The following is a 20,179-nucleotide window of genomic DNA, read 5'->3' on the forward strand; positions in this document are numbered from 1 at the left end:
CGGTGCCGGGCGGGTGCCGGTCAGTACGACTTGGGCAGGCCCAGGGTCTGGTGGGAGACGTAGTTGAGAATCATCTCCCGGCTCACCGGAGCAATACGAGACACGCGCGCGGCGGTTATCAACGAGGCGAGCCCGAACTCGCGCGTGAGGCCGTTGCCGCCGAGGGTGTGCACGGCCTGGTCGACGGCCTTCACGCAGGCCTCCCCGGCCGCGTACTTGGCCATGTTGGCGGCCTCGCCCGCGCCGACGTCGTCTCCGGCGTCGTACAGGTGGGCCGCCTTCTGCATCATCAGGCGGGCCAGTTCGAGGTCGATGTGCGCCTGGGCGAGGGGGTGCGCGATGGCCTGGTGGGCGCCGATGGGGGCCTTCCAGACGGTGCGGTCGCGCGCGTACTCGACGGCGCGGGCGAGGGCGTGGCGGCCCATGCCGATCGCGAAGGCGGCCGTCATGACGCGTTCGGGGTTGAGGCCGGCGAAGAGCTGGAGGAGGCCGGCGTCCTCGTCGCCGACGAGGGCGTCGGCGGGGAGCCGTACGTCGTCGAGGGTCAGCTCGAACTGCTTCTCGGCGGCGTCGAGTTCCATGTCGATCCGGCGGCGCGTGAAGCCTTCGGCGTCGGGCGGGACGATGAACAGGCAGGGTTTGAGGTTGCCGGTGCGGGCGTCTTCGGTGCGGCCGACTATGAGGGTGGCGTCGGCTATGTCGACGCCGGAGATGAAGACCTTGCGGCCCGTGAGGAGCCAGTCTCCGGTGTCCGGGTCGCGGCGGGCGGTGGTCGTGATGCGGTGGCTGTTGGAGCCGGCGTCCGGCTCGGTGATGCCGAAGGCCATGGTGCGGGTGCCGTCGGCGAGGCCGGGGAGCCAGAGTCGTTTCTGGTCTTCGGTGCCGAAGCGGGCGATGACCGTGCCGCAGATGGCGGGCGACACGACCATCATCAGCAAGGGGCAGCCTGCGGCGCCCAGTTCTTCGAGGACGATGGAGAGTTCGGCTATGCCGCCGCCTCCGCCTCCGTACTCCTCGGGGAGGTTGACGCCGAGGTAGCCGAGTTTGGCTGCTTCGGACCAGAGGGCTTCTCGGTCGTAGGTGCGGCCGTGGCGTTTGCCGAGGGCGGCTACTGCGGCTCGTAGGGCCTTGTGTTCTTCGGATTCGAGAGTGGAGGGCATGGGGGCTCCTTCCGGCTGCGGGTTGTGTGTGGCTGGTCGCGCTTACGCGGCGGAACCGCATATCAATGCAGCCCCGCGCCCCTAGGGTTCTTGCACTACCGCCAGCAATGAGTCGACCGTCACCTGCTGGCCGGGTACTACATGCAAGGCGCTCAGCGTTCCTGTGACCGGCGCTGAGATCTTGTGCTGCATCTTCATCGCCTCAAGCCACAACAAGGGCTCTCCGGCCCGCACAGGCGCTCCTACGGCCAGTCCTTCAGCGACCCGTACGACCGTCCCCGGCATCGGCGCGAGCAGGGAGCCCGGGGCGTGCTGCGCAGCCGGGTCCGGGAAGCGGGGCAGGGCGGTGAGGCGGGTGGCGTTCACGTGGATCTCGTCGCCGTACCTCGCGACCTCGAAGTTCTCTCGTACGCCGTCCACTTCGAGTACGACCAGGGCGGCATCGGCGTGTACGACCCGCACCCCCTCGGCCTCCAGGCCCGCGCGCGTGTGCCGGTACTGGACCTCGATCTCCTCGCCCGCCATGACGTACCGCTTGACCTGTGGCTGGAACGGCACGTTGCGCCAGCCGCCGAAGCGGGAGCGGCCGTGGGCGTCGGCGAGGGCGGCGGCCAAGGGGGCGTACGGGTCGGGGGCCGGGTCGGTCAGGGCGGTGAGGTGGCGGTCGTAGAAGCCCGTGTCCATGCGGGCGGTCGTGAACTCCGCGTGGCGCAGGGAGCGGACGAGGAGGTCCCGGTTGGTGAGCGGGCCGTGGAGCGTCGCCCGGTCCAGGGCGCCCGCGAGTCGGCGGATCGCCTCCGCGCGCGTGGGAGCGTGGGCGACGACCTTGGCGAGCATCGGGTCGTAGTGGACGCCGATGTCGTCGCCGTCGGTGAAGCCGGTGTCCAGGCGGACGCCCTCGGGTACGGCGAAGCGGTGCAGTGTGCCGGTCTGCGGGGCCCAGTCGCGGGCGGGGTCCTCGGCGTAGAGGCGGGCCTCCACCGCATGGCCACGCGCGCGTGGCGGTTCCTCGGCGAGGGCGTGGCCTTCGGCTACGCGGAGCTGTTCGGCGACCAGGTCGATGCCGAAGACCGCTTCCGTCACCGGGTGTTCGACCTGGAGGCGGGTGTTCACCTCCAGGAAGTGCGCCTTGCCGTCGGCGATCAGGAACTCGACGGTGCCGGCGCCCACGTAGTCGACGGCGACGGCGGCGCGTACGGCCATCTCGTACAGGGAGTCCGTCAGTTCGGGGGTCAGACCAGGGGCCGGCGCCTCCTCGATGACCTTCTGGTGACGCCGCTGGAGGGAGCAGTCCCGGGTGCCGAGCGCCCACACCGTGCCGTGGGTGTCGGCGAGGATCTGCACCTCGACGTGGCGGCCGTCCTCCACATAGGGCTCGACGAAGACCTCGCCGTCACCGAAGGCGCTGAGGGCCTCGGCGCGCGCGGCCTCGAGTGCGGCGTCCAGGTCCGCGAGCCGCCGTACGACCCGCATGCCGCGCCCGCCGCCGCCCGCGGCCGCCTTCACCAGCACCGGCAGGTCAGCCTCGGTGACCGCGCGCAGCGGCTCGATGCCCAGCAGCTCCTTGGCGCGTGTCTTGGACGCCATCGCCTCGATCGCCTCCGGGGGCGGCCCGATCCAGGTGAGGCCCGCGTCGAGGACCGCGCGGGCGAAGCCGGGGTTCTCGGAGAGGAAGCCGTAGCCGGGGTGCACCGCGTCCGCGCCGGCCGCGAGCGCCGCCTTCACGATCAGGTCGCCGCGCAGATAGGTGTCGGAGGGGGCCGCCCCCGGCAGCCGTACCGCCGCGTCGGCCACGCGCGCGTGGAGGGCGTTCTCGTCGGCGTCCGCATGCACGGCGACCGTCCGGATTCCCAACTCACGGCAGGTGCGGAAGATCCGGCAGGCGATCTCGCCCCGGTTGGCCACGAGCACAGAAGTGATCACTGGTGATGCCTCACATCCTGAAGACGCCGAAGCCACCGCGCGCGCCTTCGTACGACGCGGTGTGGATGGCGGACAGACACATGCCGAGGACCGTGCGGGTGTCGCGCGGGTCGATGACCCCGTCGTCGTACAGCCGCCCCGACAGGAACATGGGCAGCGACTCGGACTCGATCTGCTGCTCCACCATGGCGCGCAGGGCCGCGTCCCCCTCCTCGTCGTACGGCTGTCCCTTCGCGGCGGCCGACTGCCGGGCCACGATCGAGAGCACCCCGGCGAGTTGCTGGGGGCCCATGACGGCCGACTTGGCGCCGGGCCAGGCGAAGAGGAAGCGGGGGTCGTAGGCGCGGCCGCACATGCCGTAGTGGCCGGCGCCGTAGGACGCCCCCATGAGGACGGAGAGATGGGGCACGCGGCTGTTGCTGACCGCGTTGATCATCATCGCGCCGTGCTTGATGATGCCGCCCTGCTCGTACTGGCTGCCGACCATGTAGCCGGTGGTGTTGTGCAGGAAGAGCAGCGGGATGTCGCGCTGGTTGGCGAGCTGGATGAACTGGGCGGCCTTCTGCGACTCCTCGCTGAACAGGACGCCCTGGGCGTTCGCCAGGACGCCGATGGGATAGCCGTGGAGGGCCGCCCAGCCGGTGGTCAGGCTCGTGCCGTACATCGGCTTGAACTCGTCGAAGTCGGAGGCGTCGACGATGCGGGCGATGACCTCGCGGGGGTCGAAGGGGGTGCGCAGATCGCCGGGCACGATCCCGAGCAGTTCGTCCGCGTCGTACTTGGGGGCCTCGGCCGGGCCCGGATCGCCGTACGCCTTGCGGTGGTTGAGGCGGGCGACGACCCGCCGTGCCTGCCGCAGCGCATCCGGTTCGTCGACGGCGAAGTAGTCGGCGAGGCCCGACACGCGCGCGTGCATCTCCGCGCCGCCCAGCGACTCGTCGTCGCTCTCCTCGCCGGTCGCCATCTTCACCAGGGGCGGGCCGCCGAGGAACACCTTGGCGCGCTCCTTGACCATGATCACGTGGTCGGACATGCCGGGCACGTAGGCGCCGCCGGCCGTCGAGTTGCCGAAGACGACCGCGACGGTGGGGATCCCGGCCGCCGACAGCCGTGTCAGGTCCCGGAAGATCGCGCCCCCGGGGATGAAGATCTCCTTCTGGGACGGCAGGTCGGCGCCGCCCGACTCGACGAGGTTGATGACGGGCAGCCGGTTGGCGAGGGCTATGTCGTTCGCGCGCAGGGCCTTCTTCAGCGACCAGGGGTTGCTCGCTCCCCCGCGCACGGTCGGGTCGTTGGCGGTGATCAGGCACTCCACGCCCGCGACGACCCCGATACCGGTGACGAGGGACGCGCCGACCGTGTAGTCGCTGCCCCAGGCGGCCAGCGGCGACAGCTCCAGGAACGGCGTGTCGGGATCGAGGAGCAGCTCGACGCGCTCCCGGGCGGGCAGCTTGCCGCGCTTGCGGTGCCGTTCGACGTACTTCTCCCCGCCGCCCGCGAGGGCCTTGGCGTACTCGGCGTCGAGGTCGGCGAGCTTGGCGAGCATGGCCTCGCGGTTGGCCGTGTGTTCGGGGCTCTTCGGGTCCAGGGAAGAGGCGAGGACGGTCACAGGAGACTCTCCGGGATGTCGATGTGGCGGCTGCGCAGCCATTCGCCGAGGGCCTTGGCCTGCGGGTCGAAGCGGTGCTGGGCGGCGACGCCCTCGCCGAGGATGCCTTCGACGACGAAGTTGAGGGCCCGGAGGTCGGGCAGGAGATGGCGCACCACGGTCAGGTCGGCGGTCTCCGGCAGGAGCTCGCGGAAACGGTCGACCGTCAGGGCGTGCGCGAGCCACCGCCATGCCTCGTCCGTCCGCACCCAGACACCGACGTTGGCGTTCCCTCCCTTGTCCCCGCTGCGGGCGCCGGCGACGCGGCCGAGGGGGGCGCGCTTGGTGGGGCCGGGCGGCAGTGGCTGCGGCTCGGGCACCTCGGGGACTTCGTCGAGTACGACGGTGTCGTGGGCCGGCGGCACAGGCACCCGGCGTCCGTCATGGAGGACGGCCACATGGTCGACGGCACCATGGGGGACGTACACATCCTCGAAGACCCCATAGGGCGCGCCCTTTCCGGGTGGCGCGAGCACATGGAAGCCGGGGTAGCTGGCGAGGGCCAGCTCCACGGCGGCCCCGCTCAGCGCCCGTCCGACGACCGCCTGGTCCGCGTCGCGTACGACGAGCCGCAGCAGCGCGCTCGCCATCTCCTCGGTCGGGGCGTCGGGCCGGTCGGTGCGCACGAGGTCCCAGCGGAGGTCGGCGGGCGGCGACTTGGCGAGGGCGTCCGTCAGCTGCTCGCGCACGAGGGCGGCCTTGGCCTCGATGTCGAGGCCGGTGAGCACGAAGGCGACCTCGTTGCGGAAGCCACCGAGGCGGTTCACGCCGACCTTCAGGGCCGGGGGCGGAGCCTCGCCCCGTACGCCGTCGATCCGTACCCGGTCGGGGCCGTCCTGGGTGAGCCGTACGGTGTCCAGACGGGCGGTGACGTCCGGCCCCGGATACCGGGCACCCGCCGTCTCGTACAGCAGCTGGGCGGTCACGGTGCCGACGTCGACGAAGCCGCCGGTGCCGGGGTGCTTGGTGATGACGCAGGTGCCGTCGTCGTGGAGCTCGGCGAGGGGGAAGCCGGGGCGCCGGAGTTCCCCGAGGTCGTGTCCCTCCTCGTGGAAGAAGGCGTAGTTGCCGCCGGTCGCCTGGGCCCCGCACTCCAGCACATGTCCGGCGACGACGGCGCCGGCGAGCCGGTCGTGATCGCGGGGCCCCCAGCCGAAGTGGGCGGCGGCAGGCCCCGTCACCAGGGCCGCGTCGGTCACCCGCCCGGTCACCACCACGTCGGCGCCCTCGCGCAGACAGGCCGCGATCCCGAAGCCGCCGAGGTAGGCGTGGGCGGCGAGGCTGTCGGGATACCGGTCCTTGAGGTCGTCGCCCTCCACATGGGCGACGCGCGCGGGGATGCCGAGCCGGTCCGCGAGCTTCCGTACGGCGTCGGCGAGTCCGGCCGGATTGAGCCCGCCCGCGTTGGCGACGATCCTGACCCCCCGCTCGTGCGCGAGCCCGAGGCACTCCTCCAACTGGCGCAGGAAGGTGCGGGCGTATCCGGCGCCGGGGTCCTTCAGCCGGTCCCGGCCGAGGATCAGCATGGTCAGCTCGGCGAGGTAGTCGCCGGTGAGGACGTCCAGTTCGCCGCCGGTGAGCATCTCGCGCATGGCGTCGAAGCGGTCGCCGTAGAAGCCGGAGGCGTTGCCTATCCGCAGCGGACGGGGAGCGGCCGTCACTGCGCGGTCCCCTTGGGCGCGCGCCCCTCACCGGGCGGCCCCGCGAAGACCTGGGCGATGTCGAACCAGCGGTCGGCGTCGGGGCCTTCGGCGCGCAGGGCGAGGTCGGAGCGGTGGGCGCGCTGGGTGACCAGGAGGCAGAAGTCGAGGGCGGGGCCGGTGACACGCTGCGGGGCGTCCTCGGGACCGTATGCCCACACCTCACCGGAGGGGGAGACGAGTTCGACGCGGAAGGCGTCGAGCGGCACCGGGAGTCCGTGCACGCCGAAGGCGAAGTCGCGGGTCCGCACCCCGATCCACACCACATGCCTGAGCCGGTCGGTGGGTGTGCGCACCACACCCAGTGCGTCGGCGACGTCCAGACCGTGGGCCCAGGTCTCCATAAGTCGGGCCGTGGCCATGGAGGCGGCGGACATGGGAGGGCCGTACCAAGGGAAGCGGACTCCGTGGGGCGCTTCGCGCAGCGCCTTGTCGAGGGCGGCCCGGCCTTCCCGCCATCGCGCCAGCAGCTCGGCGGGCGGGAGCGCGGCCCCCTCCTCCGCTTCTTCGTCGACGAAGGACCCCGGCGTCACCAGCGCCTTCTCCACCAGTGTGTGGAACGCCTCCATGTCGGTCACCGCCAGCAGTGCCGAGCGGTCCGTCCAGGCGAGGTGCGCGATCTGGTGGGCGAGGCTCCAGCCGGGTGCCGGAGTCGCGAGCGCCCACTGGTCGGCGCTCAACTCGGCGACGAGCCGGTCGAGTTCCTCGCTCTCCTCGCGCAGATCGTCGAAGACGGGCGTCGGATCGGACACGATGCGCTCCCCTCTGGCACGGCGTGGTGAGGAGCATGGCAGCGCGAAGGAAAACAAGCAAGCACGCTTGCATTAATTGGGGAGTGTTCACGAAGGGAAGGTTGTGGGTGTGGGCGTGGCGTGCGATCAATACACTCGGCCGCCGTGCCTGTCGCATCGGCGACGCATCGCATCACACATCGGGGGACACACGGGGATGAGCAACTGGAACCCGGGCGGGCAGCCGCCCTACGACCCACACCGGCAGCAGTTCCCGCCGCCTCCGGGACCGTACCCACCCCAGCCCGCCCCGCCGGCCGGAGGCCTGCCGCCCCACGTCCCGCACCCTTACGCGCCGAACCCCAACTCGCCGTACCCTCACCCGCCGTACCCCGTCCCGCCGGTGCCCGCGCCGCCCGGGCTCTTCACGCGGCTGTGGCGGCGGATCGGCCCCATCCACACCGCGCGCAGGGTCTTCAAGCCGTCCAGGCCGGGCATCGTCGAGGACCTCGCGGTGGTCCGCATGCAGAAGATCCGCACGATGGTGGGGCTGGGCGCGATGGTGTGGCTGTCGGCCACATACAAGATCGCCGAATCCGTGCAGGACGCCGCCAGTGACCGTTTCAACCAGTCCTGGATCAGCGTCCTGGTGCTGTGCGTGACCTTCCCGGTCGCCGTGGGGATCCTGCTCGCCCTGGCCTCCCCCGCGGCCCGGCGGGAGTTGCTGCGCCGCGCGGCCAAGTGCTTCGGCGCCATGGTGGCCCTGGTGGCCGCGGTGTTCGTGTTCCCCCTCACCATTCTCACGGGCTTCATGGACGGCCGTTTCGCCACCAACCCGGTGATGTCCGTGCTCACCTACACCGGTATCGCGCTGACCTTCGTGTGGGTGCTGCCCTTCATCTTCTGGGGCATCGGCCTGGCCCTCCTCCATGTGTTCCGCACCGCCGACATCCACGAGACGATGCCGCCGCTGCTGGCCATGACGCTGGTGTGGGAGATGGCACTGATCGACCTCTTCACGAACCCCTACGAGGGCGTGCCGCTGCCGGTCCGGATCGTGTTCATGCTGGGCGCCCCCGTCTCGGTGACCGCGGTGGGCCTGTGGGAGCTGCACCGGCTGCGCGTCCATCACGGCCTCGCCGTGCAGGGGCTGCTGATGCGCTAGGTCGTGTCCGCAAAGTCCCGTCGTCCGCCCGGAGGGCGGGCCCTGGGGCACACGGCGCGTGCTCTCGGCGTGCCGGGCGGAAGCGCTCGTACGGGACGTACTCGGGCTCTCGCTCGGTGCGGCGAGTGGGGAGGGCCTCCCGCACCCTTGAGGCAGTGGGGGAACGTGCCACGCCCTGGAAGCAGTGGGGAAACGTGCCAGGCCTCGCGGGGCGGGCGGGACTTCGCGGACACGGCCCGGCCGCGATCCGCCGGGCCGCGCGCCCGCCCGGGGCCTGTCCTAGCCCTCGGCGAGGGCCTTCGCCTTCCCCCGGCCCACCTGCGTCCGCACCGCCCCCATGCTCGCCGCGATGACCAGGGCGATCGCCAGGGCCTGGAGGGCGGAGAGGGCCTGGTCGAGGATGAGGAAGCCGGCGGTCGCGGCGACGGCCGGTTCGAGGCTCATCAGGATGGCGAAGGTCGCGGCGGGCAGGCGGCGCAGGGCGAGGAGTTCGAGGGTGTAGGGGAGGACCGAGGAGAGGATGGCCACGGCCGCGCCCAGTCCGAGGGTCACCGGGTCGAGGAGCTTCGAGCCCGCTTCGGCGATCCCCAGGGGGAGGAACAGTACGGCGCCCACCGCCATGGCGAGCGCCAGCCCGTCGGCCTGGGGGAAGCGTCGGCCCGTGCGGGCGCTGAAGATTATGTAGGCCGCCCACATGGCGCCGGCACCCAGGGCGAAGGCGACACCTATGGGGTCGAGGCTTTCGAAGCCTCCGCCGCCGAGCAGGAAGACACCGGCGAGGGCGAGTCCGGCCCAGATGAAGTTGACCGCGCGACGGGACGACAGGACGGAGAGGGCGAGCGGGCCCAGCACCTCCAGCGTGACCGCGGGGCCCAGCGGGATGCGGGCGACCGACTGGTAGAAGAGGCCGTTCATCCCGGCCATGGTGATGCCGAAGACGATCACCGTGCCCCAGTCGGTGCGGGAGTGGCCGCGCAGCCGGGGTCGGCAGATCAGGAGCAGGACGACCGCCGCCACGACCAGCCGCAGCGCCACCACGCCGAGCGCACCCGCCCGCGGCATCAGGCTCACCGCCAGGGCGCCGCCGAACTGCACCGAGACCCCTCCGGCGAGCACCAGGCCCACGGGGCCGAGGGAGCCCCAGCGGCGCGGGGCACCGGCCGCCGGCTCGGGGAGGGCCCGGGCGCGGGTCGGTACGGGCGTGGCGGCGGCGTCGGGGGTGCTCACGGGCGTTCCAGGGCTCGGCTCGGGGCGGGCGGGGCGGCTTCCATGCGTTCATCATGCTGTACTGCCTAGTCCAGGTTAGTAGACCGAGTCAGGCGTGTGAACCCATTACGCCACTGTCCCAGAGTGTGGACCGGCGGTCCGGGCTCTGGCAGACCGGGCGGGTCCGGAGTCCGGCAGACCGGGCAGGTCCGGAGTCCGGCAGACCGGGCAGGTCCGGAGTCCGGCAGACCGGGCAGGTCCGGAGTCCGGCAGACCGGGCCGGTCCGGAGTCCGGCAGGCCGGGCGGGTCCGGAGTCCGGCAGGCCGGGCCGGTCCGAGCGCTCTGCCCGTCCGGACCGAACCCGCCGACCTACCGCCGCGCCATGTACAGATCCAGCGCCTTGTGCAGCAGCCGGTTGAGCGGGAAGTCCCACTCCCCCAGGTACTCGACGGCCTCACCGCCGGCGCCCACCTTGAACCGCAGCAGGCCCAGCAGATGGTTGGACTCCTCCAGCGTGTCGGTGATGCCGCGGAAGTCGTAGACGGCGGCGCCGAGTTCATGGGCGTCGGCCATCATGCGCCACTGCATGGCGTTGTTGGGCTGGACCTCGCGCTTGCGGCTGGTGGAGGCGCCGTAGGAGTACCAGACGTGGTCGCCGACGGTGATCATGGTGGCGGCGGCGAGGGTGTCGCCGTCGTGCTGGGCGAGGTAGAGCCGCATACGGTCGGGGTGTTCGGCGGTGAGCGCGGTCCACATGCGCTGGAAGTAGGGCAGGGGGCGCGGGATGAACCGGTCGCGCTCGGCCGTCTCGGCGTAGAGGTCGTAGAAGGCGGGCAGATCCTCGTGTCCGCCCCGCACGACCTTCACGCCGGCCTTCTCGGCCTTCTTGATGTTGCGCCGCCACTGCTGGTTGAGGCCGCGCTGGATGTCGTCCAGCGACCGTCCGGCGAACGGCACCTGACAGACGTAGCGCGGCTGCCCGGCGGCGAAGCCCTCCTCGCTGCCCGGCTCGGTCTGCCGCCAGCCGCTCCGCCGCAGCCGTTCGCCGACATCGAGGGCGCGCTGATCGCAGGACGTCGGCTCCGCGTCGCGCAGCCGGCGGGCGGCCGGGTCGGCGATGGCGTCCTTCACCGCCTCACTGCTCCAGCGGCGAACGACGACGGGCGGGCCCATCTTGACCGAGAAGGCGCCCTTGGCCTTGAGATACGCGAGCATCGGTGCGAGCCAGCGCTCGGCGAGGTCGGGCGCGTGCCAGTCGATCAGCGGCCCCTCCGGCAGATACGCCAGGTATTTCTTCAGCTTCGGCAGCGGGCGGTAGAGCACGAGCCCCGCCCCCGCCGGCCGCCCCTCCTCGTCGAACCAGCCCAGGCTCTCCGCCGTCCAGTCCGGCTTCACCTCGCCCCAGGAGGGGAGCTGTGTGTGACTGGCGGAGGGGCGGGCCGCGACGAAGGCGAGGTGCTGGTCGCGGGTGAGGGGCTGGATGCGCAGGGGCGGTCGGGTCACGGGCGGGACTCCTCGCGGATGGCTGGCCGGCCGGAGGCTGGTCGGCCGGGTCGGACCAGCCTACGAAGCCGCCCCCCGGGCGAAGTGGACCGAGATGTACTGGTCGTAGAGCCTCACTCCGGTGGCCGTGAAGTCGGCCCGGGTGACGATCGCGCAGCGCACGTTCCCATCGCACACGACCCCGTCGGCGATCTCGGGCCTGAGGTCGAGCGTCGGACGGAACGAGCCACCCTCCTCGTACGGGATCGTGAAGTACTTTACTGATCAATTACGTAGAACACGACTGATCAGCAGGCAATGCGAGACAGAACCCTTCACCTGTCGCCCACCGCATCGCCACCGCGACCGGCACTGCCCCGCGGCCCCTCCAGCCCGTCCGCCAGCCCCTCCAGCCCCTCCGCCAGCACCTCCGCCAGATGCCGCCCCCGCACCCCCGCCAGTTGCTCCAGCTGCGTCCGGCAGGAGAACCCGTCCGCCAGCACCACGGCCCCCTCCCCCGCCGCCCGTACCGCCGGCAGCACCTGCTCCTCCGCACACGCCACCGACACCTCGAAGTGCCCCTTCTCGAACCCGAAGTTGCCCGCGAGACCGCAGCAGCCCCCGCTCAGCTCCCCGCTCAGTCCCGCGGCCGCGCGCAGCCGGCGGTCGGCCGCGTCACCCAGGACCGCGTGCTGGTGGCAGTGGGTCTGCCCGGCGGCCGGCCGGTCCACGCGTGGCGGCGTCCAGTCGGGGGCGAGCCGCTCCAGCGTCTCCGCGAAGGTCAGGACCCGGTCGGCCAGGCGGCGGGCCCGTGGATCGTCGTGCAGCAGTTCCGGAAGGTCCGAGCGGAGGGCCGCCGCGCAGCTGGGCTCCAGGACCACGACCGGGGCCGCCGTCTCCAGCACCGGGGCCATGAGGTCGAGCGTCCGCCGCAGCACCGCGCGGGCACGGTCGAGCTGCCCCGTGGAGACGTACGTCAGCCCGCAGCAGACCCGCCCCCGGCCCCGGAGCAGCGAGACCGGGTCCATGGCCACCGCCACTCCCGCACCCACTCCCCCCTTCACTCCCTCATCGCCCGACGGCGTCTTCATGCGCACCGTCGGCGGCAGCGCCACCCGCAGCCCCGCCGCCTCCAGCACGCGTACGGCCGCCTGCCCCACGGACGGCGAGAGATGCTCGGTGAACGTGTCCGGCCACAGAATGACCAGCTCACCGCCGGCACGCCGACCCTCGACCGCCTTCCCGCGCCGCCGCTCCCACCACCGGCTGAACGTCCGCGTCGCCAGCCGCGGAATCTCCCGCTCCGGCGCGATCCCGCCGAGCCGTTTCGCCGCCCACGCCAACGGCGGTACGGCGGCCAGGGCGTTGGCCAAGGACGCGGTACGCGTGCGTGCCACCAGGCGCAGCCACTCCGGCAGCCGCCCCATGCTGTGGTGTGCGGCCGGGCGCCGTCGGCCCTCGTAGTGGTGGTGCAGGAACTCCGCCTTGTACGTGGCCATGTCGACCTCGACCGGACAGTCGGACCGGCACCCCTTGCAGGCCAGGCACAGGTCCAGCGCGTCCCGCACCTCGGTCGAGCGCCACCCGTCGGTCACCAGTTCCCCGGCGAGCATCTCGTGCAGCAGCCGGGCACGCCCGCGCGTGGAGTGTTCCTCGTCGCCGGTGGCCCGGAAGGACGGGCACATCACGGCGGAGCCGGTCGCCGACGTCGTACGGCACTTGGCGACCCCGACGCAGCGCCGTACGGCCGCCGAGAAGTCCCCGCCGTCGGCCGGGTAGCCGAAGGCCACGTCCACCGGCTCGCGGGGCAGGACGGAGAAACGGAGGTTCGAGTCGAGCGGGGCCGGGCGCACCAGCATCCCCGGGTTGAGCAGGTCGTCGGGGTCCCACACACCCTTGGCCCGCTCGAAGAGACCGACCATCTCCTCCCCGTACATCCTCGGCAGCAGCTCGGCCCGTGCCTGCCCGTCCCCGTGCTCCCCGGACAGTGAGCCCCCGTGCGCCACGACGACTTCGGCGAGCTCCTCCGAGAAGCGCCGGAAGCGGCCGATGCCGGCCTCCGTCAGCAGGTCGAAGTCGATACGGACGTGGATACAGCCGTCGCCGAAGTGCCCGTACGGCGTCCCGCGCAGCCCGTGGGCGGTCAGCAGCTTGCGGAAGTCCCGCAGATACGCCCCGAGCCGCGCCGGCGGCACGGCGCAGTCCTCCCAACCGGGCCAGGCCTCACTCCCGTCGGGCATCCGGGTCGCCGTACCGCTCGCGTCCTCCCTGATGCGCCACAGAGCCCGCTGCCCGGCCGGGTCGGTGACGACCAGGGCGTCGACGACATCGGCGGCCCGCACGATCGCCTCCGCACGCGCGCGTGCCTCCCCCTCGGACTCCCCGCCCGTCTCGACGAACAGCCAGGCGCCGCCCGCCGGCAGCGCGGTCGGCGAGGGCACCAGGTCGGCCGCCATGCCCTCCACCGTCAGCGGCCCGTACGGCAGCAGCCCCGCGGCCGCCTCCGCCGCCGCGCTCTCGTCGGCGTACGCCAGCACGGCCAGCGCACGCGCGCGTGGCGCCTCAACCAGCCGTACGACCGCCTCGGTGAGGATCCCGAGGGTGCCCTCGCTCCCGCAGAAGGAACGGGCGACATCGGCGCCCTTCTCGGGCAGCAGGGCGTCGAGCGCGTATCCGGAGATACAGCGGGGCAGTTCGGGGAAGCCGGTCCGCAGCCGGGCCAGGTCCCCTTCCACCAGCTCCCGCAGCCCTTCCGGCGCCCCGGCCCACCCCTGCCCGAGCCGCAGCCGCCGCCCCCGCGCGGTGATCACGTCCAGCTCCCGCACGCTGTCCGCGGTCGTGCCCCACGCCACCGAGTGCGAGCCGCACGAGTTGTTGCCGATCATTCCGCCGAGCGTGCAGCGGCTGTGGGTGGAGGGGTCGGGGCCGAAGCGGAGCCCGTGCGGGGCGGCGGCGTCCTGGAGGCGGTCGAGGACGACGCCGGGCTGGACGACGGCGGTGCGGGTCTCCGGGTCCAGGGACACGATCCGGTTCATGTGGCGGGTGAAGTCCAGCACGATGCCGGTGCCGGTGGCCTGACCGGCGATGGATGTGCCTCCGCCACGCGCCACGACCGGCACCATGTGGTCGCGGCACACCTCCAGTACGGCTGCGATGTCGTCGGCGTCATGTGGCGCCACCACTCCCAACGGGACGCGTCGGTAGTTGGACGCGTCCATGGTCGTCAACGCCCGGGAGGTGACGTCGAACCCGACCTCGCCCCGGACGACGGTACGCAGCGCAGCTTCTAGATCCCTCATGCCTCCAGCAAACCAGCCGACGCCCGGCATTCCAGCCCGTCCGGCGTTTGAGGACAAGGCCCCTTCAGGGCCGAAGCGGAGGTCTGGGGGCGGCAGCCCCCCGCTCCGACGCCCACCGAAACGCCGTCTCACCCGACGGACGAGGTTTCACCAAGGTTTCCTGAAACAGCTACGCTCCCACCGTGGCTGAGATCCAGATTCCCGCTGACATCAAGCCCGCCGACGGACGTTTCGGCGCGGGCCCCTCCAAGGTGCGGACGGAAGCGCTGGACGCGCTGGCCGCGACCGGTACCTCCCTGCTCGGCACCTCCCACCGCCAGGCCCCGGTCAAGAACCTGGTCGGCCAGGTGCGCGAGGGCATCCGCGAGCTGTTCCAGCTCCCCGAGGGCTACGAGGTCATCCTCGGCAACGGCGGCTCGACGGCCTTCTGGGACGTCGCGACGCACGGCCTGATCGAGAACAAGTCGCAGCACCTGAACTTCGGCGAGTTCAGCTCGAAGTTCGCGAAGGCCGCCAAGCTGGCCCCCTGGCTGGCCGAACCCACCGTCATCGCCAGCGACCCCGGCACCCACCCGCAGCCGGCGGCCGAGGCGGGCGTCGACGTCTACGCCTTCACCCACAACGAGACCTCCACCGGTGTCGCCATGCCGATCAAGCGCGTGGCCGGCGCCGACGAGGGCGCGCTGGTCCTGGTCGACGCCACCTCGGGCGCCGGCGGCCTCCCGGTCGACGTCTCCGAGACGGACGTCTACTACTTCGCCCCGCAGAAGTCCTTCGCCTCCGAGGGCGGCCTGTGGATCGGTGTCTTCTCCCCGGCGGCGATCGAGCGCGCCGAGCGCATCCACGCGTCCGGCCGCCACGTCCCGGAGTTCTTCTCGCTCCCCACGGCGATCGACAACTCCCGCAAGAACCAGACGTACAACACCCCGGCCCTCTCCACCCTCTTCCTGCTGAACCAGCAGCTGGAGTGGATCAACGGCCAGGGCGGCCTCGACTGGGCGGTCCGCCGCACGGCCACCTCCGCCCGCACGCTGTACGGCTGGGCCGAGGACATCAAGTACGCCAACCCGTTCGTCACCGACCCTGCCAAGCGCTCCCAGGTCATCGGCACGATCGACTTCACGGACGAGATCGACGCCGCCGCCGTCGCCAAGGTCCTGCGCGCCAACGGCATCGTCGACACCGAGCCCTACCGCAAGCTCGGCCGCAACCAGCTCCGCGTCGCGATGTTCCCGGCGATCGACCCGGCGGACGTCGAGGCGCTGACGAAGTGCATCGACTACGTGATCGAGAAGCTGTAGTCCTTCCCAGCGGTACGACGGCTTCCGTACGACGACGAGGGCGCCCGGCGAACACCGGGCGCCCTCGTCGCATTCACCCGCTCTCCCGTCACCCTCCGGCATCAACGGCCAGGAGCCGTATGACCGCTCCCATGGGCGAGGTTGGTGACGAGCCCGGGGGTGGCGACGTCGATCGGGTGCCGGAAGGTCCGCGCGGCTGTTTCGTGTGCGGCTTTCGGATCTGTCCCCGGCCACAGGTGGGTGAGCATGAGCCTGGCAGCGCCCGCCTGGCTCGCGTACTGGCCGGCCAGTCGTGCGGTCAGCAGATACGGTGCGTCGGCGGCCGGTACCTCGTGGACGTACGTGGCTTCCGACAACAGCAGGTCAGCGCCTTCAGCGACGCGTAGGATGTCGCGGCTCGGACCCGTGTCGCCGGTGTAGGCGAGCACGGCGTCCGGCGTGGTCAGTCGGATGCCGGCGTTGGGTACGAAGTGCGGCAGGAGCCAGGTGTCGGTTCTGAACGGACCGATGTCGAACCGGTCGCCGGGCTGGAACTCGCGAAGGCGGTACGCCTCGGCGAGCATGCTCGGTTTGTCGAGCGCGAGTACGGCATCGACTGCGCCGTGGGGTGCGTATACCGGCAGTGCCGGCGGTGGCGTGTCACTCAGACCTCGGGCGCGCAGGAGAGGGTTGAGGTCAGCGCAGTGGTCGGGGTGTCCGTGGCTGATCAGCACAGCGTCAATGGAATCGACGGTGTTGTGGTCGAGCAGGCGTGGCAGCGTGGCGTACCCGGGGTCGATGAGCAGGCGAAAGCCCCCGTACTCGACGAGGTAGCCGCTGCACGCCTGAACTGCGGTGGGCCACGCCCCGCAGCCGCCGAGAACGGTCAGTTGCATGCCAATGGACACTAGCCGCCATGCCGTGGTCGTGAGCAGGCATTTTCGGGGCATGGGAGCGGACGTGATCCGGCCGTGAGGGGCGCCCGGGGAACACCGTTCACCGGGCGCCCTTCTCCTATGTGGCCGTGCAGGTCACCGCAGGAGCCGCGCCACCCCCAGGCGCACCCCCGAACCCGAAGCTCGCCGAACCGCCCACCGCGACCGCCCCGTTGTGCGCGGCGTTGGACGCGGTCACCGTCGACCCGCTCTGCGTATACGACGCGTTCCACATGGACGTGACTTTCTGGGAGCCGCTCCAGGCCCAGGTGACCTTCCAGGAGTTGACCGGGGTCGGGCCCGTGTTGGTCACCTTCACCTCGGCGTTGAAGCCGCTTCCCCAGTCGCTGCTGACGGTGTAGGCGGCGCTGCACGCCGCCGTGCCACCACCGGGGTCGGGATCGGGGTCACCCCCACCCCCGCCGGCCGGGAAGCCCGGCGCCTTGATGCTCGCCAGGTAGCCGTCCTTCGCGGTGTCCACGGTCTGCCAGTCGTCTTTGAGGATGCCGCCCGTGTCACCGGAGTTGGGGTTCCAGGACCAGAAGGTCCAGTGGAACGAGTCCGAGCCGTACGTCGATGTCGAGCGCAGGTATGCCACCAGTGCGGTCAGCCACCTCTGGTCCACCGTCGACTGGAGTGTCGTACCGAACTCGCCGAGCCAGACCGGGGCGATGTTCTGCTTGAAGATGTAGCCCCAGTACTTGTCCCAGACGCCCGGCATGTTGGCGGGGAACGACGGATCGCTGAACCAGGGCTGCTGGGCCACGCTGGTGGCGTAGTCGTGGGCGGAGTAGACCAGCCGGTTCGGTACGTCGAGTTGCACCGGGTACTGGGCGACGCCCATGAGGTTGCCGCCCCACCAGCCGTTGGCGCCGTCGTGCGACTGGACGCCCTCGACCATGATGAGGAGGTTCGGGTTGACGGAGAGGACCGCGTTGCCGGCCCGCTGGGCGGCCAGGCGCCAGTCGCGGGTCGTGTCGCCGCAGCCCCAGCAGGCGGGGTCGTGCGGCTCGTTGTGCAGGTCGATGCCGATGACGGTCGGGTTGCCGGCGTACCGCGTCGCCAGTGCCTTCAGGTTGGCGATCCACGTCGGCTCGGGGACCGACGCCGTGTACCAGAGCCCGGACTGGCCCCCCGCGTCGGGACGGTGCCGGTCGAGGACGATCTTCAGGCCGATCTGACCGGCGTACGCCACGATCTTGTCCATGACCTGCAAGGACGTCAGGCCCCGAAGGTCGGCGTTCTTGCCGTCGAAGTTGATGCTGTCCGGCATCGTGCCGGACTTGAGGATGTCGTCGCTGAAGGGCAGACGGAGGGTGTTGTAGCCCAGCGAGGCCATCTGGTCGAGCATGCTCTTGTAGTCGCGGGCCCACAGGCCGTGGACGACGTGGTTGCCGGTCTCGAAGCCGAACCAGTTGAGCCCGGCGATCCGGACCGGCTGCCCGGACGCGTCCAGGATCTGCCGGCCGCTGGTGTGCCAGTAGCCGGCGCCGGCCTCGGCGGCCTGTACGGCGTCGGCGTTCTGTACGGCGGTGGGTACGGCGGTCCCTGCGGCGCCGGGCTTCGCCCCGTGGGCGGCCTGCGCACCGGCCCCCAGCGGTAACAGGAGCGCGGCGGCCACCGCACACAGCGCTCTTCGCAAGCTGCGGAACATGTCCCTTGTTCCTCTCGGGGTGGCGCGGCCCCGGAACGATGGGAGCGCTCCCATGCACCGCGCACCTCCCAGGAAACTGACGCACCATGGGCACGTCAAGGAGGTGCGCGGCATTCATCGGTTCACTAGCGGCTCAGCTTCTGGAACCGGCGCACCGCGAGCGGCAGGAAGATCGCCGTGAGGATCACCGGCCACACCCCCGCCATCAGCAGCGCGTGCTGCTCGACCCACGAGTCCCCGGCCACCGCCGCGCCCGGCACCCCGAACAGCTCACGGGCGGCCGCCGCCGTGGAGGAGATCGGGTTCCAGGCCGCCACCCAGCCCAGCCAGTCGGGCATCAGCTGGGGCGCGACGAAGATGCTGGAGATCATCGTGAGCGGGAAGGCGACGGCGAACAGGCCACCGGCGGCCTCCGGGTTGGGAACCAGCAGGCCCAGCCACACCCCGATCCAGATCAGCGCGAACCGCAGCCACAGCAGCAGGCCGAAGGCGCCGAGGAAGCCGAGGCCGCCGTCCGGGCGCCAGCCCATCGCGAAGGCCGTCAGCATCATGATCGCCAACTCGGCGCAGGCGGCGAGCAGATCGGTGATCCCGCGCCCGGCGACCACCGCGGAGGAGGCCATCGGCATGGAGCGGAAGCGGTCGATGACGCCCTTCGTCGAGTCGTAGACGACGAGGGTGGCGGTGTTGATGAACCCGAACGCCATCGTCATCACGAACATGCCCGGCATCAGGAAGTCCGTGTAGTCCCCGCCGCCGGGCACCTTCATCGCGCTGCCGAAGACATAGCCGTAGAGCAGGACGGACAGGATCGGGAAGCCCAGCTGCCAGGCGATGTTGACCGGTTGGCGCTGGTAGTGGGTCAGGCCGCGGCGGACGACGTTCCAGACGTCGGCGAGGGCCCAGTACAGGCGGCCGTGCGTGGCCGGGACGGTCAGGTCTACGGCGGTCATGCGACGGCCTCCTTCTTGGCTGACGGGGTGGACTCGGTGCGGTGTCCGGTCAGGCGCAGGAAGACGTCGTCGAGGCTCGGCCTGCGCAGCCCGATGTCCTCGACCTGGACGCCCTCGTCCTGCAGCGTCCGCGCCACCTCGGTCAGCGCGGACACCCGGTCGGTGACCGGGGCGTGCACGCGCAACTCCTCCTCAGTGGCCTCGGGTTCGCCGTCCGAGACCCGGGCGACCACCTTCACCACGCGCGGGATGTCGGACCGCTCGGCGACCACGACCTCGATACGGTCGCCGCCGACGAGGTTCTTCAGCCCGTCCGGGGTGTCGTCGGCGATGGCCCGGCCCTGGTCGATGACGGTGATCTGCGAGGCCAGCTTGTCGGCCTCCTCCAGATACTGCGTGGTCAGCAGTACGGTCGTGCCGCTCGCGACCAACGCCCGCACCGACTCCCAGACCTCACCCCGGCTGCGGGGGTCGAGTCCCGTCGTCGGCTCGTCGAGGAAGAGGACGGCCGGGGCGAGGATCATCGAGGCGGCGAGGTCGAGGCGGCGCCGCATACCGCCGCTGTACTTGCCGACGCCCCGGTCGGCGGCGTCGGTCAGGTCGAACTGGTCCAGCAGTTCGGTGGCGCGCAGCTTGGCCCGCTTGCCGCCCAGGTGGAAGAGCCTGCCGAACATCTCCAGGTTCTGGCGGCCGGTCAGCACCTCGTCCACGGCCGCGTACTGGCCGGTGAGCCCGATCCGCGCCCGCACCTCGCGGGGCCGGCGGGCCACGTCCAGACCGGCCACCGTCGCCCGGCCGCCGTCCAGCTTGATCAGCGTGGACAGGATGCGGACGGCGGTGGTCTTGCCCGCGCCGTTCGGACCGAGCAGGCCGTGCACCGTACCCTCGCGGACGGCCAGGTCGAAGCCGTCGAGGGCGCGCTTCTCGCCGTAGCGCTTCTCCAGTCCTTCGGCCCGCACCGCGTATCCGTCGTTCCCGACGCTTCCCTCGCCCATGAGGTCCCCCTCTCCTTAATTGGGTACACCGTACCCGATTGCGCGTA

Annotated in this window: 14 protein-coding genes; 2 read left to right on the plus strand and 12 right to left on the minus strand. The window is 71.5% G+C overall.

From position 1 onward, the window contains the following. Nucleotides 1-20 precede the first annotated feature (20 nt). The 5 genes from ABIE67_RS21155 to ABIE67_RS21175 form a co-directional block, all read right to left on the minus strand. Nucleotides 21-1,160, minus strand: a complete 1,140-nt coding sequence (locus ABIE67_RS21155) for an acyl-CoA dehydrogenase family protein (protein WP_370259687.1) — start codon at nucleotides 1,158-1,160, stop codon at nucleotides 21-23. An 81-nt stretch (nucleotides 1,161-1,241) separates the two neighbouring features. Continuing rightward, nucleotides 1,242-3,083: a biotin carboxylase N-terminal domain-containing protein gene (locus ABIE67_RS21160; RefSeq protein WP_370259691.1), complete on the minus strand. Its 1,842-nt coding sequence runs from the start codon at nucleotides 3,081-3,083 to the stop codon at nucleotides 1,242-1,244. 10 nt (nucleotides 3,084-3,093) lie between these two features. Further along, the gene (locus ABIE67_RS21165) at nucleotides 3,094-4,692 is read right to left on the minus strand and encodes an acyl-CoA carboxylase subunit beta (protein ID WP_370259694.1); all 1,599 of its coding nucleotides are present in this window, start codon (nucleotides 4,690-4,692) and stop codon (nucleotides 3,094-3,096) included. Next, complete coding sequence (locus ABIE67_RS21170; RefSeq protein WP_370259697.1) at nucleotides 4,689-6,392, minus strand: acyclic terpene utilization AtuA family protein; 1,704 nt, start codon at nucleotides 6,390-6,392, stop codon at nucleotides 4,689-4,691. Before ABIE67_RS21170 ends, ABIE67_RS21165 begins: the two co-directional genes overlap by 4 nt. Continuing rightward, complete coding sequence (locus ABIE67_RS21175) at nucleotides 6,389-7,183, minus strand: TIGR03084 family metal-binding protein (protein WP_370259701.1); 795 nt, start codon at nucleotides 7,181-7,183, stop codon at nucleotides 6,389-6,391. Before ABIE67_RS21175 ends, ABIE67_RS21170 begins: the two co-directional genes overlap by 4 nt. 196 nt (nucleotides 7,184-7,379) lie before the next feature. On the opposite strand from ABIE67_RS21175, the gene ABIE67_RS21180 reads away from it, so the two are divergent. Then, complete coding sequence (locus tag ABIE67_RS21180) at nucleotides 7,380-8,327, plus strand: hypothetical protein (protein WP_370259704.1); 948 nt, start codon at nucleotides 7,380-7,382, stop codon at nucleotides 8,325-8,327. Between the two features lie 279 nt (nucleotides 8,328-8,606). Here ABIE67_RS21180 and ABIE67_RS21185 read toward each other — a convergent pair whose 3' ends face one another. The 3 genes from ABIE67_RS21185 to ABIE67_RS21195 form a co-directional block, all read right to left on the minus strand. Continuing rightward, nucleotides 8,607-9,554 (minus strand): DMT family transporter, encoded by a 948-nt coding sequence (locus tag ABIE67_RS21185; protein ID WP_370259709.1) that lies wholly within the window; start codon nucleotides 9,552-9,554, stop codon nucleotides 8,607-8,609. 349 nt (nucleotides 9,555-9,903) lie between these two features. Continuing rightward, nucleotides 9,904-11,037, minus strand: coding sequence for a lipid II:glycine glycyltransferase FemX (locus ABIE67_RS21190; protein WP_370259713.1), 1,134 nt, complete (start codon nucleotides 11,035-11,037; stop codon nucleotides 9,904-9,906). Nucleotides 11,038-11,351: 314 nt separating this feature from the next. Next, nucleotides 11,352-14,315, minus strand: coding sequence for an FAD-binding and (Fe-S)-binding domain-containing protein (locus ABIE67_RS21195; protein ID WP_370259717.1), 2,964 nt, complete (start codon nucleotides 14,313-14,315; stop codon nucleotides 11,352-11,354). A 182-nt stretch (nucleotides 14,316-14,497) separates the two neighbouring features. Here ABIE67_RS21195 and serC point away from each other — a divergent pair, with 182 nt between their 5' ends. Further along, nucleotides 14,498-15,616: a phosphoserine transaminase gene (gene serC / locus ABIE67_RS21200; RefSeq protein ID WP_370259719.1), complete on the plus strand. Its 1,119-nt coding sequence runs from the start codon at nucleotides 14,498-14,500 to the stop codon at nucleotides 15,614-15,616. 101 nt (nucleotides 15,617-15,717) lie between these two features. Here serC and ABIE67_RS21205 read toward each other — a convergent pair whose 3' ends face one another. The 4 genes from ABIE67_RS21205 to ABIE67_RS21220 all read right to left on the minus strand — a co-directional run bounded on the left by ABIE67_RS21205 (nucleotide 15,718) and on the right by ABIE67_RS21220 (nucleotide 20,132). Further along, nucleotides 15,718-16,491: an MBL fold metallo-hydrolase gene (locus ABIE67_RS21205; protein WP_370259721.1), complete on the minus strand. Its 774-nt coding sequence runs from the start codon at nucleotides 16,489-16,491 to the stop codon at nucleotides 15,718-15,720. A gap of 118 nt (nucleotides 16,492-16,609) precedes the next feature. Next, nucleotides 16,610-18,184, minus strand: a complete 1,575-nt coding sequence (locus tag ABIE67_RS21210) for a cellulase family glycosylhydrolase (RefSeq protein WP_370259723.1) — start codon at nucleotides 18,182-18,184, stop codon at nucleotides 16,610-16,612. Nucleotides 18,185-18,309: 125 nt separating this feature from the next. Continuing rightward, nucleotides 18,310-19,137 carry an ABC transporter permease gene (locus ABIE67_RS21215; RefSeq protein ID WP_370259725.1) on the minus strand — a complete coding sequence of 276 codons (828 nt, stop codon included), beginning with the start codon at nucleotides 19,135-19,137 and terminating at the stop codon, nucleotides 18,310-18,312. Further along, on the minus strand, nucleotides 19,134-20,132 hold the full coding sequence (locus tag ABIE67_RS21220; RefSeq protein ID WP_370259730.1) for an ATP-binding cassette domain-containing protein: 999 nt from the start codon (nucleotides 20,130-20,132) through the stop codon (nucleotides 19,134-19,136). The genes ABIE67_RS21215 and ABIE67_RS21220 overlap by 4 nt, the downstream gene beginning before the upstream one ends. Nucleotides 20,133-20,179: the final 47 nt, after the last annotated feature.

Source organism: Streptomyces sp. V4I8 (assembly GCF_041261225.1).
Taxonomy (GTDB): domain Bacteria; phylum Actinomycetota; class Actinomycetes; order Streptomycetales; family Streptomycetaceae; genus Streptomyces.

Excerpts from the sequence above, each read along its gene's own strand:
- ABIE67_RS21155 (WP_370259687.1), bottom strand. The coding sequence starts at position 1,160 with ATGCCCTCCACTCTCGAATCCGAAGAACACAAGGCCCTACGAGCCGCA.
- ABIE67_RS21180 (WP_370259704.1), top strand. The coding sequence starts at position 7,380 with ATGAGCAACTGGAACCCGGGCGGGCAGCCGCCCTACGACCCACACCGG.
- ABIE67_RS21195 (WP_370259717.1), bottom strand. The coding sequence starts at position 14,315 with ATGAGGGATCTAGAAGCTGCGCTGCGTACCGTCGTCCGGGGCGAGGTC.
- ABIE67_RS21205 (WP_370259721.1), bottom strand. The coding sequence starts at position 16,491 with ATGCAACTGACCGTTCTCGGCGGCTGCGGGGCGTGGCCCACCGCAGTT.
- ABIE67_RS21210 (WP_370259723.1), bottom strand. The coding sequence starts at position 18,184 with ATGTTCCGCAGCTTGCGAAGAGCGCTGTGTGCGGTGGCCGCCGCGCTC.
- ABIE67_RS21215 (WP_370259725.1), bottom strand. The coding sequence starts at position 19,137 with ATGACCGCCGTAGACCTGACCGTCCCGGCCACGCACGGCCGCCTGTAC.
- ABIE67_RS21220 (WP_370259730.1), bottom strand. The coding sequence starts at position 20,132 with ATGGGCGAGGGAAGCGTCGGGAACGACGGATACGCGGTGCGGGCCGAA.